The following is a 15,194-nucleotide window of genomic DNA, read 5'->3' as shown; positions in this document are numbered from 1 at the left end:
CGAGATGCTATAGCGGAATCGAGCGGTCGTCGGCAAAGGCCTGCAGCAGCGCCCGCATCGGCAATCCTTGCGGCGGGGCCATCAGATTGTCGTCGAAGAAGGCTTGCAATTCGTCCAGCGGCAGTTCGGTCAGCATCGCCTTGACCGGACCGATCGAGGCCGGCGACATCGAAATCGAGCGATAGCCGAGGCCGATCAGCGCCATAGCGGATATGGGTTTTCCGGCGAGCTCGCCGCACAAGGTCACCGGCGTGTTGTTGCGAACCCCGGCATCGGCGATCTGCTTCAAAACCCGCAGAAACGGCGTCGACAGCGTATCGAAGCGGTCGGAGAGCTGCGTGTTGCCGCGATCGACCGCCATGACAAACTGGAACAGATCGTTCGAGCCGACCGAGACGAAATCGACCGCCTTCATCAATTCGTCGAGCTGGAACAGCAGCGACGGCACTTCCAGCATGGCGCCGAGCTTGAGGCTGGTCGGCAGATGGTGGGCAAAGCGGGAGAGATGCCGCACCTCGCGGTCGATGATCTCGCGCGCTTGCGCGATCTCGCCAAGTTCGGTCACCATCGGCAGCATCAGCTTCAATTCGCGGCCGCCGCACGCCTTCAGCAAAGCACGGATCTGGGTTCTGAGCAGGCCCGGCCGGTCGAGCGTCAGCCTGATGGCGCGCCAGCCAAGCGCCGGGTTTTCTTCCTGGATCGCGCCCTTGAAGTAAGGCAGCACCTTGTCGCCGCCGATATCGATGGTGCGAAAGGTAACCGGCTTGCCGCGCGCCGCTTCGAGCACATCGCGGTAGAGTCGCTCCTGGGCTTCGGCGCGCGGAAAGGTCGAGGCGACCATGAATTGCAGTTCGGTGCGGAACAGGCCAATGCCGGCGGCACCTGCTTCGGCCAGCTGCGGCAGGTCAACGGCGAGACCCGCATTCATCAACAGGTCGACCTGCACGCCGTCCTTGGTCACCGACGGCTTCTTGCGCAGTTCGCGGTAGACCTCCTGCCGCCGCGCCCGGAAGCGGACCTTTTCGGCATAGGCGGCTTCGAGGTCGGGCTGCGGGCGCAGATGGATGGTGCCTTCCTCGCCGTCGACGATGATGGCATCGCCGTTTTCCGCCATGGAAACGGCGCCCTTCATCTGGCCGGCGACGGGGATGCCCATGGCGCGCGCCACGATGACGACGTGGCTGGTCGCAGCGCCATCCTCAAGCACCACGCCGCGCAGCTTGTCCCTGGGATAGTCGAGCAGTTCGGCGGCGCCCATCGAGCGGGCGACGATGATGGCGTCCTTCGGCAGCGAGGCCGCGACATCGTCCGGTCCGCGGCCCATCAACTGGCGCAGCAGCCGGTTGGCGAGATCGTCGAAGTCGCTCATGCGCTCGCGCAGATAGGGATCGGTCATGTGCAGCATGCGGGCGCGCATGTCGCTTTGCACTTTTTCGACGGCGGCTTCCGCCGTCAGGCCGTTGCGGATCGCCTCTTCCAGCCGGCGCACCCAGCCACGGTCGTTGGCGAACATGCGATAGGCTTCGAGCACCTCGCGATGCTCCCCCTCGAAGGCGACGTCACGGCGCTCCAGCATGTCGTCGATGGAGAGCCTGAGCGAACCGAGCGACGTCTCGAGCCGACGGACCTCTTCCTCGCTGTCCTCGTTGAACAGATTGGTAACGACGATGCGCGGCTCGTGCAGCACGACATGGCCAAGCCCGACGCCGTCATTGAAGGACAGACCGGTGAAACTCACCGGACGGCGCAAATCGAGTTCCAGCCCGGGCCGGGTCAGGCGGGCAAGGTCGCCGGTGGCGATCATCTCGGCGATCACCATCGCCGTCGTTTCCAGCGCCTCGACCTCGTCGTCGCGGTAGTGGCGCATGGTCTTGTTCTGCACCACCAGCACGCCAAGCGTACGCCCTGCCCTCAGCACCGGCACGCCGAGGAAGGAATTGTAGATCTCTTCCCCGGTCTCGGGCAGGTAGGCGAAGGCCGGATGTTCCTGCGCGTTGGAAAGGTTGAGAGGCCGCGCACTGGCCGCAATCGTACCCACCAGACCTTGTCCGAGCCGCAACTGCGCCAAATGGACGGCGTTCGGGTTCAGACCTTCGGTGGCATAGAGTTCGAGCACCGAATCGGAGCGCAGCACATAGAGCGAGCAGACTTCGGCGACCATGTTGGAGGCGATGTCGCGCACGATCCGGTCAAGCCGCTCCTGCGGCTCCAGCGGCTCCTGCATGAGCTCGCGGAGCCGTTTCAGCAAAACGCGCGGGCCACTGGCCGTATCACGCATCGCGGCTTGTTCTCCAATGGCTTCTTGGCCAGCGCAGCTTCCTCGCGCACCGGCACAAACGCAACAACCGACTCTGTCTCGTTACTGCTTATCCAGACCGTAGACGGAATGCAAAGTGCGAACCGCAAGTTCGGTATAGGGACCGTCAATCAGGATCGAAATCTTGATTTCGGAGGTGGTGATGGCGCGGATGTTGATCGACTTGTCGGCCAGCGCCTTGAAGGCGGTGGCAGCGACGCCGGCATGGCTGCGCATGCCGATGCCGATGACCGAGACCTTCGACATGCCAGCTTCCGATTGCACGACATCGTAGCCGATCGTGGCCTTCAGGCGTTCGAGCACGGCAAGCGCCTTGTCGACATCGCCGGACGGCACGGTGAAAGTCATGTCGGTAAATTTGCCGTCCTCGGAGATGTTCTGCACGATCATGTCGACATTGATGTTGGCCTCGGCCAGCGGCCCGAAGATGCCGGCGGCAACGCCCGGGCGGTCACCGACACGGCGCAGTGAGATCTGCGCCTCGTCCTTGGCGTAGGCAATTCCGGTGACGACCTGCTGTTCCACGATCTCTTCCTCGTCGCAAATGAGCGTTCCCGGCGGATTGAGCAAATCCCCCATTCCGGGCGCATCGGGATCGTCGAAGGACGACCGCACGAAAGTACGCACCCTGTGCACCATGGCAAGCTCGACCGAGCGCACCTGCAGCACCTTGGCGCCGAGCGAGGCCATTTCGAGCATTTCCTCGAACGAAATCTTGGCCAGCCGCCGGGCCTTCGGCTCGATGCGCGGATCGGTCGTATAGACCCCGTCGACATCGGTGTAGATGTCGCAGCGGTCGGCCTTGACCGCCGCCGCAATCGCCACCGCGCTGGTGTCGGAGCCACCGCGGCCGAGCGTGGCGATGCGGTTGTCGGGTCCAATGCCCTGGAACCCGGCGACCACGGCCACCTGGCCCTCGCCGAAACGCCTGATCAAAAACGCTCCGTCAATGTCGAGAATGCGCGCCGCGCCATGCGCGTTGTCGGTCTTGATCGGGATTTGCCAACCCTGCCAGGAACGGGCATGCACGCCCATGTTCTGCAGCGTGATCGCCAGCAGACCGGCGGTCACCTGCTCGCCTGAGGCGACGACGGCGTCATATTCGCGCGCATCGTGCATCGGCGAGGCTTCACGCGTCCAGCCGACCAGCTCGTTGGTCTTGCCGGCCATCGCCGAAACCACCACCGCCACCTCATGCCCGGCATCGACCTCGCGTTTGACATGGCGCGCCACATTGCGGATGCGGGCGATGTCGGCGACGGATGTTCCGCCGAATTTCATCACGATGCGCGCCATGGAAGCGAAATGCCTTTGACTGAATGCCGGACCGAAGGCCGAAAGCGGAAAGAACGCGCCCAGTCAGGCCGAGCCGCTGGATGCGCGGCCTCCTTAGCCAAAACAGGGACCATCCGCAAGGACTGTGGGAAACCCGGGAGAATCGCCCGTCCCTGGAGATGGGTTCACCCTGCTTCACGATCGGCCATGATAACGACATTTTGATCCATCGCGGCAATGACACCTTCCGTCAGCAGTGGCTGGCGGCGAAAAAATTGTTGCCTTGACTTTCCCTCCCCTACGCCCGACTTCCTAGCGACCAGAGCGCGAGCCGGTTTGCGTCCGATCGCGCCTTATTTGTGAGTCCGCGGGAGACCAAGCGATGCCAGAGCCCCGACGATCGACGATCGATGCCGGAGAAGTGGAACGCTTCTCCGCTTTAGCCGCCGAATGGTGGAACCCGAACGGCAAGTTCCGCCCGCTGCACAAGTTCAATCCGGTCCGGCTATCCTATATCCGCGACCAGGTGGCGGCACGCTTCGGCCGCGACCCGCGCGCGGCGCGACCGTTCGAGGGCCTGCGCTTCCTCGACATCGGCTGCGGCGGCGGGCTGTTGTGCGAGCCGATGGCGCGGCTCGGCGCCGAAGTGGTCGGCGCCGACGCCTCGGTCACCAACATCGAAGTGGCCAAACTGCATGCGGCAGAGGCCGGCGTCAGCGTCGACTATCGCGCCACCACCGCCGAGGATCTGGCCGACGCCGGGGAAAAATTCGACGTCATCCTCAATATGGAAGTGGTCGAGCACGTCGCCGACATCGACCTGTTCGTCGGCAAGTGCGGCGAGATGGTCAGACCCGGCGGCATCATGTTCGTGGCCACCATCAACCGCACGCTGAAGGCGCTGGGCCTGGCCATCATCGGCGCCGAATATGTGCTGCGCTGGCTGCCGCGCGGCACCCACCAGTTCGGCAAGCTGGTGCGCCCGGAAGAGCTCGAAAAGGCGCTTGGCGGCGCCGGCCTGACCATCATCGACCGCACCGGCGTCGTCTACCATCCGCTCGCCGATCGCTGGCAGCGTTCGAAGGACATGGACGTCAACTACATGGTGCTGGCCGAAAAAGGCTCGGTCTGAGGGTTGATCTGGAGATTGTCAGGCCGTGGACACTGGCAGAGCCCGACAGCTGACGCTTGAACTTCCCGAAGCCGTCGAGAAATCGCATTTCGGCAAGGCCGACTTCCGGGTACGCAATCGCATCTTCATGTCGCTGCCCGAAAACGATCGCGCCGTGATCAAGCTCGACCGCGACCAGCAAGACATGATGACTGCAGCCGAACCGCTGATTTTCAAGCCTGTGCCGGGCGGCTGGGGACAAAAAGGCTGGACGTCGATCATGCTCGATGCCTGCGACGAGCTGACGTTCCGCAGCGCAGTGCGTATGTCCTGGCGAAATGTTGCGTCGCCAGCTCTCAGGAAAATCTTCGACGCAAGCCCGCGTTGATAGCGCCCCAGAAGTTCAGCCCTTCTGGCTTTGCGCCTTTGTGGTGATGAACACGCCGGCGGTGATGATGACGGCGCCGGCCCAGGTCAGCAGTTGATAGTGCTCGCCGAGAAAGATCGTCCCGGCAAACAGCCCGACCGCCGCCGCCACATAGCCGATCTGGCTGAGATAGACCGGACCGCCGACCGCCTGCAGCCGGAAGAAGAAGACGAACATAGCTGACGCCGATGCGACCTGGGCTGCGACCACCAGCGGCACGCCACCGAGCGAGCCGAACGCACTGCCACCCAGCAAAACCAGAATTCCCGTGAGCAGAATCGCGGCCGACGCCAAATGGCTGCCGACGGCAAGCTCGATCGGGCCTGTCCCCTCAGGCCAGTCGACCGTGCGGTAGATGTTGCCGGCGGCCAGACTGACCGGGATCAGCAGCCCCATCGCCACCCAGAAGAATTCGGCCGGTTGGCCGGCTTCGCCGCGCGTTACCGCCACCATCACTGCGCCGATGAAGCCGACGGCAATGCCGATTACGCCCAGCATATTGGGGCGCCGGACACGCAGCAGGATCGAGAACACCAGCGTAATCACCGGCGACAGCGTGAACATGATGCCGGTGTAGCCGGCGCCAAGATGTGGGATGGCCGAAAACATCAACAGATTGGGGAAGGCGTAGGACACCGCCGCCGTGATGAAGAAATAGCGCAATTTATGTGGGGTCAGCCGGATGCGCTGACCGCGCAACAGCAATGAGCACAACAGAACGCCGCCGGCGCCAAGCGAAATGACGAAGGCCCAGACCATGGCGGGAACGCCGGCCACTGTGGCCAGCTTGCCGAATGGCAATGTCAGGCCGAGCAGCCCGCCGGTGACGACCAGCAGGCCGAGCGCCGAATCCCAGAGAAATTTCATCGGGTGGTCCCGTTACTCACTTGCGGCACTTGGCCGGTGTTGTATCTTGAGATAAGATAACGCAGAGATTCTTAACGTCAAGATATTTAACGGTGAGACAGATGGATCGCGCGGCAAAGGCGATCGAGCAGTGGAAACGGGAGCGGCCAGATCTGGACGTCTCGCCGATGGCGGTGCTTGGCCGATTGAACGAGGCGTCTTCACAGATCGCGCGCGAGCGCCTCGCCCCGCTGTTTGCCCGCTTCGGGCTGCAAGCCGGCGAATTCGACGTGCTGGCGACGCTGCGCCGGTCCGGCCAGCCTTACGCGCTGACGCCGACTGCTCTTTACGAGGCGACGATGGTGACCTCGGGCGCCATGACCAACCGGCTCGACCGGCTGGAAAAGGTCGGGTTGACCTTGCGCGGCCCGCATCCCAGCGACCGGCGCGGCATTGTCGTGCGGCTGACCGAAAAGGGTCTTGCCTTGATCGATGAGGCCATCGCCGCCCACGTCGCCAACGAGCACGAAATCCTCGCCGGCCTGACGCAAACCGAGCGGGAGACGCTGGCTCAGCTGCTTGAGAAATTGATAGGCAGCGTGAGCTAACCGATCAGTTCCGGTCGTCGGGAAAACTCGGGATCGGCATGAATTCGACGCCGTCCTCGGCCAGGCTCTTGGCTTCATCCAGTGTCGCCTCGCCATAGATGCCGCGCGCATCGCTTTCGCCGAAATGGATCTTGCGCGCTTCCTCGGCAAACTTGTCACCGACATAGTCAGCGTTCTCGCGCACCTTCTCGGCCATCGCCTTCAATTGCGCCAATGCCTGCTTCTGCGCCTCGCCCATGGCCAGCGCGATTTTTTCCTGCTTGCGCCCGGTGGAGACGGCCGGCGCCATCAGCGCCTTCTCGACCTTGTGCGAACCGCAGGCCGGGCAATCGACGAAACCGCGCTTCTTTTGCGTGTCGAAATCGTCATTGCTACGAAACCAGCCTTCGAATTCGTGCTCGTGCTCGCAGATCAGGGAAAAGCGGATCACGAGGCCGCCCCTCTGAGGCGCGGCGCTTCCACCGAGCCGGCATTGACGGCAAAGTCGCGGGCGTTCTTGAGGTTGGGGATCTTCTTGCGAGCGGCCAGCGATTGCGCCGGATCGATCTCGGCGACGATCACCGCCGGCTCGTCATGCGCGGCCTCAGTGATGATGCGGCCCCACGGGTCGACGATCAGCGAATGGCCGTAGGTCTCGCGGCCGTCTTCGTGCACGCCGCCTTGCGCGGCGGCGACGACATAGGCGCCGTTCTCGATGGCCCGTGCCCGCAGCAGCACATGCCAGTGCGCTTCGCCGGTCTGGCGGGTGAAGGCGGCAGGCACCGAAAGCACATCGGCGCCGGCAAGCGCCTCGGCGCGGAACAATTGCGGAAAGCGCAGATCGTAGCAGACGGCAAAGCCGAGCCTGGCGCCATCGATCTCGGTGACCACGGCCTCGGTGCCCGGCTCATAGGCGGCGGATTCGCGCCAGCTCTCGCCATTGTCGAGATCGACGTCGAACATGTGGATCTTGTCGTAGACCGCAAGCGTTGCGCCGTCCGGCCCGAACAAAAGCGCGCGGTTTGCCAGCTTGCCGTCGGCACGCAGGATGGCGGTCGAGCCGATATGCAGGAAGATGCCGAGCTCCTTGGCCAGCTTCCGCGACGTCGAGACGATAATGTCCTTGTCCTCGGAGGTGAAGGAAGCGGCACGCGCCTCCTTGTCGCGGATCAGCGCGCCGGTCATTTCCGGCGTCTGGATGTAGGTCGCGCCCTGGCCTGCCGCGTCGCGCACCATTCGCTCCAGATCGACCGCGTTGCGCTCCGGGTTCTCGCCCGAACGCATCTGGATCGCCGCCGCCTTGAAAGCACCCATCGTCATGTCCCTACCTGGTCGAACCGTTGGCGAGCAGCTTGTCCAGCCGCCCCTGTGCCTCCAATGCGTGGAGCTCGTCGGAGCCGCCGACATGCGTGTCGCCGATGAAAATCTGCGGGAAGGTCGAGCGGCCTTGCGCGCGGGAAATCATTTCCTGGCGCAGTTCCGGCGAGAAGGAAGCGTCGTGCTCGGTGTAAGCGACGCCCTTGCGCTCGAGCAGCCGCTTGGCCGCTACGCAATAGCCGCACATCATCCTGGTGTAGATCGTCACATCGATCATCGGTCAGCAGTCCTGCCTTGTCTTGGCACTTTCCACTATATAGTCGCGGACTCGTCGGCCCGAAAGTCCCCCGGCAGCACACGCGCAAAGGTCAGCACGTCGACCGCGCCGGCGCCGCCCTTCTTCAGCGCCTTGGCGACGGCACGCACGGTGGCGCCGGTGGTGTAGACGTCGTCGATCAACAGCACCCGGCGGCCGGCGATCTGGATTTCCGCCTCGTCGGGCACACGGAAGGCGGCACGCACGTTGTCCTCGCGCTCGTGCCGCTCCAGCCCTACCTGCTGGCGGGTGAGTTTGACGCGGCGGATTGCCGAGGGCGAGAAAGGCAGGCCGCTGAGCTGGGATACCGCGCTGGCCAGTTCGGCCGACTGGTTGAACTGGCGCCTGAAAAAGCGCCGCCAGTGCAGCGGCACCGGCACGACCACATCGGCGTCGGCGATCAGTTCGGACCCGGCGCGCAGCATCCAGCGCGCCATCCACGGCGCCAGATCGGTGCGATCCTGGTATTTCAGCCCTTGCACCATCTGACGCGCGACACCCGAATAGGCAACGGCGGCCCGCGCCCGGTCGAAGGGCGGCGGATCGGCGATCGCTTCGGCCGACAGAAACCCTTCGCCCATGTCGTGGGTGAATGGCGTGCCCATTACCGCGCACCATGGCCGCTCCAGCAGCCTGAGCTTCGGCCAGCAGGCGCCGCACAGCACACCGGGTTGCGAGACATGACGGCGGCACCCGGCACAGACCGGCGGAAACAGGATACGCGCCGGCCAGTCCAATGCCTTTCGAGCAATACTCTTGATCTCTGGCATGGGATCGGCCACGTGGTTGGTCTCCGCACCACTATAGCACCACATGATCGGTGCGGAAAAACAGGAACCCATCCGTTGCAGCCGATAATCGACACCTCGCTCTGGCTGGCGCGCAAGCGTCGGGCTTTGGCGCGCCCGATGGGCGGCGCCGATTTTCTGATGCGGCGGGTGGCGGAAGATCTTGCCGACCGGCTGGGGGCGGTCGAGCGCCAATTTGCCAAGGCGGCGATACTGTTTTGCCAGACGCCGACGGCAACCGGCGTGGTCGCCGAAAGCGGCAAGGTGACGGATATCGTGCGCGTCGAGGCGGACCCGGTCTTCCTGGATGGCGGGCCAGGCCTGCTGGCGCCGCTGGAAACAGTGCCTTTCCCGGCGGAAAGCCTCGACCTCGTCGTCTCGCTCTTGTCGCTGCAGGCGATGAACGACATTCCCGGCATGCTGGTGCAGATCCGCCGCGCATTGCGTCCGGACGGGCTTTTCCTCGGCGCCTTTGCCGGCGCCGGCACGCTGTTCGAATTGCGTGAAAGCCTGCTCGCCGCAGAGACCGAGCTTTACGGCGGCGCCAGTCCGCGCGTCATTCCGTTCACCGATGTCCGTGACGCCGGCGCGCTTTTGCAACGCGCCGGCTTGGCGCTGCCGGTTACCGATGTCGAGACGGTGGCGGTGCGGTACGACAGCCTGTTTGGATTGCTCGCCGATCTCAGAGCCATGGGCGAAACCAGCCCGCTCGTCGACCGCAGCCGACGGCCGGGCACACGAAAACTGTTTGCGCGCGCCGCCGAAATCTACGCCGAGCGGTTTTCGGACGCCGATGGCCGCGTCAGGGCGAGTTTCTCGATCGTGTGGATGTCCGGCTGGGCGCCCGATGCCTCGCAACAAAAGCCGCTGAAGCCGGGCTCGGCGAAGCTGTCGTTGAAGACGATACTGGAAAATCCAGACCGACGCTGACGGAGTTCAGTTCCCAGCGAAGGCGTTGGCAAGCTTGCTGTTGGTGTCGCTGAACAGGAACTGGATCGCATTGCCGACCCTACCGACGCCGCCGACGATGACGAGCGACAATACAGCGACGATCAGGCCATATTCTATGGCCGTGGCGCCAGTTTCATCTTCCAGAAATCGTTGCAGTAGTGGTTTCATGATCGTCGATCCCTCTTGTCAGGAACCCTAACGCCGACCTGTTAAGAAAGGTTAACGGCACAAGCTTAACAGGCGGTGAAACAGGGCCTTCACCAGGGATGGCCCCAAGGCTTTTTTGACTATGTTCTTCAGCAATCACCGCTGCGCTTGCCGTTTGCGCGGATCACGCAGATCGAACTGGGCAGCGGCTGCAGCACGCTTCTGCGCAGCGTATAGGTGTCGCGATGGCCGATCGAGCCGGTGCTCGTCATGTCGAGGCCACCAGCAAAACCGTCACGGTCGGATTGCGACCGCAGGCCGTCGAGGAAGGGGGTCGCGATCAAGGCCAGCGCTACAGCGGCTGAGCCGAACAGCAGCGTGACGCGCAAGATGCCCATGCCGGCATCAGCGGCGCGGCTGCGATCGGGCCGGATCGAGTCCCAGTCCTTGTCGAGGCTCATGCAATCGCTCCCCAGCGAATCAACGCGCGGCCAGACTTGGCCCTTCCCTCAATCTTTCACGGCAAGATAAAACTTCCATTAACGCTGCCTAAACCAAGGCAGTGGCCGCGGATCACAGCAGATCGATGAGGAACGGGATAAGCGGCGCGTCCGCGGGCGGCATCGGATAGTCGCGCATCTGCTTTGGCCGCACCCATTTCAGCACCTGCCCTTCCCTTGGCTGCGCAATGCCTCGGAAACGGCGGCAGACGAACAATGGCATCAGCAGATGAAAATCATCATAGGAATGGCTGGCGAAGGTCAGCGGCGCCAGGCACGGGATCTCGGTTTCGATGCCGATCTCCTCATGCAGTTCGCGGATAATGCACTGTTCGGGCGTCTCGCCGGGTTCGACCTTGCCGCCCGGAAACTCCCACAGGCCGGCGAGTTGTTTGCCTTCGGGGCGCTGCGCCAGCAGCACGCGGCCATCGGTGTCGACCAGCGCACATGCGGCGACCAGCAGCAGGCGCTTGCCGGCGGGGTTCGCGCCGCTCATGCCCCGGGCGGCCGGCGATAGTGATAGCGATAGACTTCGTTGAAGCCGAGCGAATGATAAAGCCCCAGCGCCGGCACATTGACGGCCTCGACCTGCAGCCAGGCCTCGCGCGCGCCGCGCAGCCGCGCCCATTTCAGCGCCGACAGGATGAGGTGGCGGCCATGGCCCCGGTTGCGCACCGATCTGTCGGTGGCGATCTCGAACAGTCCGGCGAGATCGCCATCATGGACGCAGATCAGCGTCGCCAGCGGCTCGGTCCCCTCTTCGAGCGCGAACAGCCCGGCCTCCGGCTGGATGGCGCCGATGATCTCCGACAGACCTGGCCGCAGCGACACATCCGAACCGCTGACCTTGAGCGACGCGCCGATGAAGCGGCTGATGTCCTTCAACGGGATCTGGTCCATGGCGGCGTCGAGCTGGGCGTCCGCCAGCGGCAACCGCATGACCAGCGATTCGTCAAAGGTGCTCCAGCCTTCGCTGTCGAGATGGTTGGAAAGATCAGGCCCCGACAGCGGCGAGATGCGGAAGGTCAACGGCCTGCCATAGGCCTCGAAACGACGACTGGCGCGACCGATGCGCTCGGCAATGTGCTGGATGTCGCCGGGATCGAGCGGGTTGACCGAGTTCAGCCGCTTGGCTGGATGGCCGGCCGTCAGCCGCACCACCCAGGTGCCGTCATAATGGACGGCCGCCGCCGGCCAGGCGCGAAAGCCGGCCGCCTCGTAGCGGCGCACGGTCGCGAGCACGCTTGCCGGATGTCTGGGGACCACCGCCATCAGCTCCGATAGTCGCCATTGATGGCGACATACTCCTTGGTGAGATCGCAGGTCCACACCGTCGCCTTGCCGCGGCCGATGCCGATATCGGCGCGGATGCGGATCTCGTCGCGCTTCATGTAGGCCGATGTCGCCGCTTCGGAGTAGCCGGCGTCGCGCTCGCCTTCATGCGCCAACCGGTTGTCGCCGAACCAGATCGACAGAAGGTCGCGGTCGGCGGGTTCGCCGGCCTTGCCGACGGCCATGACGACGCGACCCCAATTGGCGTCCTCGCCGGCGACCGCCGTCTTGACCAGCGGCGAGTTGGCGATGGACAGCGCGATACGCTTGGCCGAGCGGGCCGATTTCGCGCCGGTGACGGTGACTTCGACCTGCTTGCGGGCGCCCTCGCCGTCGCGCACCACCTGCAGCGCCAGCGATTTCAGCACCTTGCCAAGTGCCCGGCGGAACGCGCCGAGGCGGGCATCCCTGGGATCGCTTATCGCTGGCGCGCCACGCTTGCCGGCAGCACCGGTGGCGAAGATCAGCAGCGTGTCGCTGGTCGAGGTGTCGCTGTCGACGGTGACCGCGTTGAAAGTCTTGGACGTGCCGCGCGACAAAAGATCCTGCAGCACGGGTGCGGCGATCGGCGCGTCGGTGGCGATGAAGGAGAGCATCGTCGCCATGTCGGGCGCGATCATGCCGGCGCCCTTGGCGATGCCGTTGATGGTGACGTCGGTGTCGCCGAGCTTGATCGTCGCGGTCGCCACTTTCGGATAGGTATCGGTGGTCATGATGGCTTTTGCCGCCTCGGTCCACTGGTCCGGCCTGCCGTCCTTGACCAGCCCGGCCAGCAGATGGCTGAACTTCGCCGTGTCGAGCGGCTCGCCGATGACACCGGTGGAAGCCAAAAACACCTCGCCCGGTGTGCAGCCCGCGGCCTTGCCAGCCGCCTCGCCGGTCACTGCCGTGGAGGCGCGGCCCTTCTTGCCGGTGAAGGCATTGGCGTTGCCGGAGTTGACGACCAGCACGCGCGCCTTGCCGGCGGCAAGGTTCTGCCGGCAGAAATCGACCGGCGCCGACGGGCATTTCGACTTGGTGAACACGCCGGCAACCGTGGTGCCGGCATCGAAGACCATGGCCAGCAGGTCGGTGCGGTTCTTGTACTTTATCCCCGCCTCGGCAGTGGCGATGCGCACGCCCTCGATGGCAGGCATTTTGGGATATTTCTTCGGCGCGAGCGGCGAAATCGTTGCGGACATGGGGACCTCGGGCGGCGGAAAAACGCTGGGGAAGGCCGGTTTGCCCGATACCACGGCCTGGCGCAAGGGCGTTCTCTTCCGTTTTCGGCGCCGGCAAGCCACCTGGATTAAGCTTGCATTTCAAATCCGTTGGCGTCGGCGAGGCCTCTCGCGTTATGATCCCGGCCATGGGCAGGCTGGTGATCTTGGCGATGGCGTTTCTGGGGCTTCTGCTCCTGAGCGCCGATGCGCAGCCGGAAAAGCGCGTGGCGCTGGTCATCGGCAACGGCACCTATGCCGAGGCCGGCACCTTGACCAATCCGGTCAACGACGCGCTCGACATTGCCGGCAAGCTGCGCAGCATCGGTTTCGAGGTCATCGAAGGCAATGATCTCGGCAAGCGTGAGCTTGAACGCAAGATCGGCGAGTTTTCCGATGCGCTGGAAGGCGCCGGTGCCGGGCTTTTCTATTATGCCGGCCATGGCCTGCAGGTCGAAGGGCGCAACTACATCGTCCCGGTCGATGCCAGGCTCGACATGCCGGTCAAGCTGCAGCTCGAAGCCGTGCCGATCGACGAAGTTCTCGACATCATGGAACAGCAGACCAAGGTCAGCCTGGTGTTTCTCGATGCCTGCCGCAACAATCCGTTTGCGCGCAGCCTGAGCCGTACCGCCACCACGCGATCGGCAACGGCTCTTGCCGGCCTGGCGCAGTTCGATTCGACACGCGGCTCGTTCATCGCCTTCTCGACCGCGCCCGGCGCCGTCGCCATGGACGGGACCGGGCGCAATTCGCCCTTTGCCGCAGCGCTTCTGCGGCACATCGCCGAACCTGGCCAAAGCATCAACGACATGATGATCGCGGTGCGCCGCGACGTGGTCTCCGAAACACGCGAGGGGCAGCGCCCTTGGGAGCAAGGCTCGCTGCTCGAACGCTTCGAATTCGTGCCCGGCGGAGAACCCGTCGCGGACGTAAAGCCGGCTGTCGGCCCCGCGCCCGAAACCAAGGTTGCGGCGCTGGAGCGTTCCGTCGGCGACAAGGGCGCGATCGAGGCTTTCCTGCTCCAAGACTATTTGGCACCGGATACCAAAGCGATGAGCGAAACCGTCAAGCGGCTTTACAGTCCCTCCGCCACCATCTTCGGCACCCGCTATGACACGGACGCCCTCATCAAGGTCAAGACTGACTGGTTCGCGCAATTTGCATCATGGTCGTTCAATCTCGAGCCCGGCAGCCTTGAGGTGACGCCGCATGGCGAAGACAGCGCCGACGCGGTTTTCGCCATGGCTTACGATTATGTGCCGAAGGACAAAGCGGCAGCGCGGCTGACAGGCAAGGCGTGGGTGACGTTGGGACTGGTCAAGTCAGATGGCCAATGGCGCATCGCATCGGAAACATCCGAAGCGATGAAATAAGCGCAGCTTCAGGACACAAAAACGGATCGTTTCGTTTCATCAAAGGTCCTATATGATCCCTGGAGAATGGTCCGCAGGGAACAGACAGATGGGTGACGACGCGTATCCCGGGCGCAAATCGATCGGCGCCCGGCGCAACCCCGACAGCGCTGGCGCCATTCTCGATGCCGCCGAAGCGGTGCTGGTCGAGGCTGGCTATGCCGGCTTCTCGATCGAGGCCGTGGCGCGGCGGGCGCGTGCGGGAAAACCGACGATCTACCGCTGGTGGCCGAGCAAGGCCGCCTTGCTGCTCGAAGTCTACCAGCGGGGCAAGCGCGTCGACACTCCCGACACCGGCAATTTGGAGGAAGACCTCGTCGGCTTCCTGAAAAACCTGTTCTCGCACTGGCGCCAGACGTCGTCGGGCAGCGTGTTCAGATCGCTGGTCGCCGAAGCGCAGTCGGATCCAGCCGCGGCCGCGGCCCTTGCCGACTATGCCAGGGGCCGCCGCGCCCATACTGGCCAGATGATCGAACGCGCCAAGGCGCGCGGCGAGGTTGCGGCCGATGTCAACGCCGAGCTCGTCGCCGACCTGATCGCCTCCTTCGCCTGGACGCATCTTTTGACCGACCGCCTCGACGAAGACGAGGCAACAATACGCGCCGCTGTCCGCTATGTGATGCACGGCATAGCCCCCGGCGCGCGCTAGAAACAAAAAAGGCGCCG

19 protein-coding genes are annotated in these 15,194 nt (G+C 64.2%); 7 read left to right on the top strand and 12 right to left on the bottom strand.

Translation table 11 applies throughout. From position 1 onward, the window contains the following. Positions 1-7: 7 nt before the first annotated feature. Together ptsP and AC1DXN_RS21055 are read right to left on the bottom strand one after the other, a co-directional pair. A complete protein-coding gene (gene ptsP, locus AC1DXN_RS21060; protein ID WP_477250054.1) occupies positions 8-2,278 on the bottom strand; it encodes a phosphoenolpyruvate--protein phosphotransferase in 2,271 nt (756 codons plus the stop codon). A gap of 81 nt (positions 2,279-2,359) precedes the next feature. Beyond that, positions 2,360-3,613, bottom strand: coding sequence for an aspartate kinase (locus tag AC1DXN_RS21055; RefSeq protein WP_477271087.1), 1,254 nt, complete (start codon positions 3,611-3,613; stop codon positions 2,360-2,362). A gap of 80 nt (positions 3,614-3,693) precedes the next feature. Here AC1DXN_RS21055 and AC1DXN_RS21050 point away from each other — a divergent pair, with 80 nt between their 5' ends. The 3 genes from AC1DXN_RS21050 (at position 3,694) to AC1DXN_RS21040 (ending at position 5,091) form a co-directional block, all read left to right on the top strand. Then, entirely contained in the window at positions 3,694-3,879 is a 186-nt protein-coding gene (locus tag AC1DXN_RS21050) for a hypothetical protein (protein WP_477271085.1), read from the top strand. Between the two features lie 95 nt (positions 3,880-3,974). Further along, positions 3,975-4,724, top strand: coding sequence for a bifunctional 2-polyprenyl-6-hydroxyphenol methylase/3-demethylubiquinol 3-O-methyltransferase UbiG (gene ubiG / locus AC1DXN_RS21045; RefSeq protein WP_477250051.1), 750 nt, complete (start codon positions 3,975-3,977; stop codon positions 4,722-4,724). A 25-nt stretch (positions 4,725-4,749) separates the two neighbouring features. Then, the gene (locus AC1DXN_RS21040) at positions 4,750-5,091 is read left to right on the top strand and encodes an MmcQ/YjbR family DNA-binding protein (RefSeq protein WP_477271083.1); all 342 of its coding nucleotides are present in this window, start codon (positions 4,750-4,752) and stop codon (positions 5,089-5,091) included. A gap of 15 nt (positions 5,092-5,106) precedes the next feature. Here the strand turns inward: AC1DXN_RS21040 and AC1DXN_RS21035 are convergent, their stop codons facing one another. Further along, complete coding sequence (locus AC1DXN_RS21035) at positions 5,107-5,997, bottom strand: DMT family transporter (protein WP_477271082.1); 891 nt, start codon at positions 5,995-5,997, stop codon at positions 5,107-5,109. Positions 5,998-6,098: 101 nt separating this feature from the next. On the opposite strand from AC1DXN_RS21035, the gene AC1DXN_RS21030 reads away from it, so the two are divergent. Beyond that, a complete protein-coding gene (locus tag AC1DXN_RS21030; protein ID WP_477271080.1) occupies positions 6,099-6,584 on the top strand; it encodes a MarR family winged helix-turn-helix transcriptional regulator in 486 nt (161 codons plus the stop codon). A gap of 4 nt (positions 6,585-6,588) precedes the next feature. On the opposite strand, the gene AC1DXN_RS21025 is transcribed toward AC1DXN_RS21030, so the two are convergent. The 4 genes from AC1DXN_RS21025 to AC1DXN_RS21010 are packed head-to-tail and all read right to left on the bottom strand — an operon-like array spanning position 6,589 to position 8,978. Next, entirely contained in the window at positions 6,589-7,014 is a 426-nt protein-coding gene (locus AC1DXN_RS21025) for a DUF1178 family protein (protein WP_477271078.1), read from the bottom strand. Then, positions 7,011-7,877 (bottom strand): carbon-nitrogen hydrolase family protein, encoded by an 867-nt coding sequence (locus tag AC1DXN_RS21020; protein ID WP_477271076.1) that lies wholly within the window; start codon positions 7,875-7,877, stop codon positions 7,011-7,013. Before AC1DXN_RS21020 ends, AC1DXN_RS21025 begins: the two co-directional genes overlap by 4 nt. Positions 7,878-7,887: 10 nt before the next feature. After that, on the bottom strand, positions 7,888-8,157 hold the full coding sequence (gene grxC / locus AC1DXN_RS21015) for a glutaredoxin 3 (protein ID WP_477271074.1): 270 nt from the start codon (positions 8,155-8,157) through the stop codon (positions 7,888-7,890). A 35-nt stretch (positions 8,158-8,192) separates the two neighbouring features. Continuing rightward, positions 8,193-8,978, bottom strand: a complete 786-nt coding sequence (locus AC1DXN_RS21010) for a ComF family protein (RefSeq protein ID WP_477271072.1) — start codon at positions 8,976-8,978, stop codon at positions 8,193-8,195. 63 nt (positions 8,979-9,041) lie between these two features. On the opposite strand from AC1DXN_RS21010, the gene AC1DXN_RS21005 reads away from it, so the two are divergent. Continuing rightward, complete coding sequence (locus AC1DXN_RS21005) at positions 9,042-9,914, top strand: methyltransferase domain-containing protein (protein WP_477271070.1); 873 nt, start codon at positions 9,042-9,044, stop codon at positions 9,912-9,914. Between the two features lie 6 nt (positions 9,915-9,920). Here the strand turns inward: AC1DXN_RS21005 and AC1DXN_RS21000 are convergent, their stop codons facing one another. The 5 genes from AC1DXN_RS21000 to argJ form a co-directional block, all read right to left on the bottom strand. After that, a complete protein-coding gene (locus AC1DXN_RS21000) occupies positions 9,921-10,103 on the bottom strand; it encodes a Flp family type IVb pilin (RefSeq protein ID WP_477271068.1) in 183 nt (60 codons plus the stop codon). Between the two features lie 128 nt (positions 10,104-10,231). Further along, positions 10,232-10,543, bottom strand: coding sequence for a hypothetical protein (locus tag AC1DXN_RS20995; RefSeq protein ID WP_477271066.1), 312 nt, complete (start codon positions 10,541-10,543; stop codon positions 10,232-10,234). Positions 10,544-10,655: 112 nt separating this feature from the next. Beyond that, complete coding sequence (locus AC1DXN_RS20990) at positions 10,656-11,078, bottom strand: (deoxy)nucleoside triphosphate pyrophosphohydrolase (RefSeq protein ID WP_477271064.1); 423 nt, start codon at positions 11,076-11,078, stop codon at positions 10,656-10,658. Beyond that, on the bottom strand, positions 11,075-11,854 hold the full coding sequence (locus AC1DXN_RS20985) for a GNAT family N-acetyltransferase (RefSeq protein WP_477250034.1): 780 nt from the start codon (positions 11,852-11,854) through the stop codon (positions 11,075-11,077). The genes AC1DXN_RS20990 and AC1DXN_RS20985 overlap by 4 nt, the downstream gene beginning before the upstream one ends. After that, a complete protein-coding gene (gene argJ / locus AC1DXN_RS20980; protein WP_477271063.1) occupies positions 11,854-13,095 on the bottom strand; it encodes a bifunctional glutamate N-acetyltransferase/amino-acid acetyltransferase ArgJ in 1,242 nt (413 codons plus the stop codon). Before argJ ends, AC1DXN_RS20985 begins: the two co-directional genes overlap by 1 nt. A gap of 113 nt (positions 13,096-13,208) precedes the next feature. Between argJ and AC1DXN_RS20975 the strand changes: the two genes are divergently transcribed. Then, a complete protein-coding gene (locus tag AC1DXN_RS20975; RefSeq protein WP_477271061.1) occupies positions 13,209-14,489 on the top strand; it encodes a caspase family protein in 1,281 nt (426 codons plus the stop codon). An 88-nt stretch (positions 14,490-14,577) separates the two neighbouring features. Continuing rightward, positions 14,578-15,177, top strand: a complete 600-nt coding sequence (locus AC1DXN_RS20970; protein WP_477271059.1) for a TetR/AcrR family transcriptional regulator — start codon at positions 14,578-14,580, stop codon at positions 15,175-15,177. The last annotated feature ends 17 nt before the right edge of the window (positions 15,178-15,194 follow it).

Source organism: Mesorhizobium sp. P2_H9, from assembly GCF_056403215.1.
The sequence above is the reverse complement of the archived record's forward strand: the minus strand, read 5'-3'. Positions and strand labels throughout refer to the sequence as shown.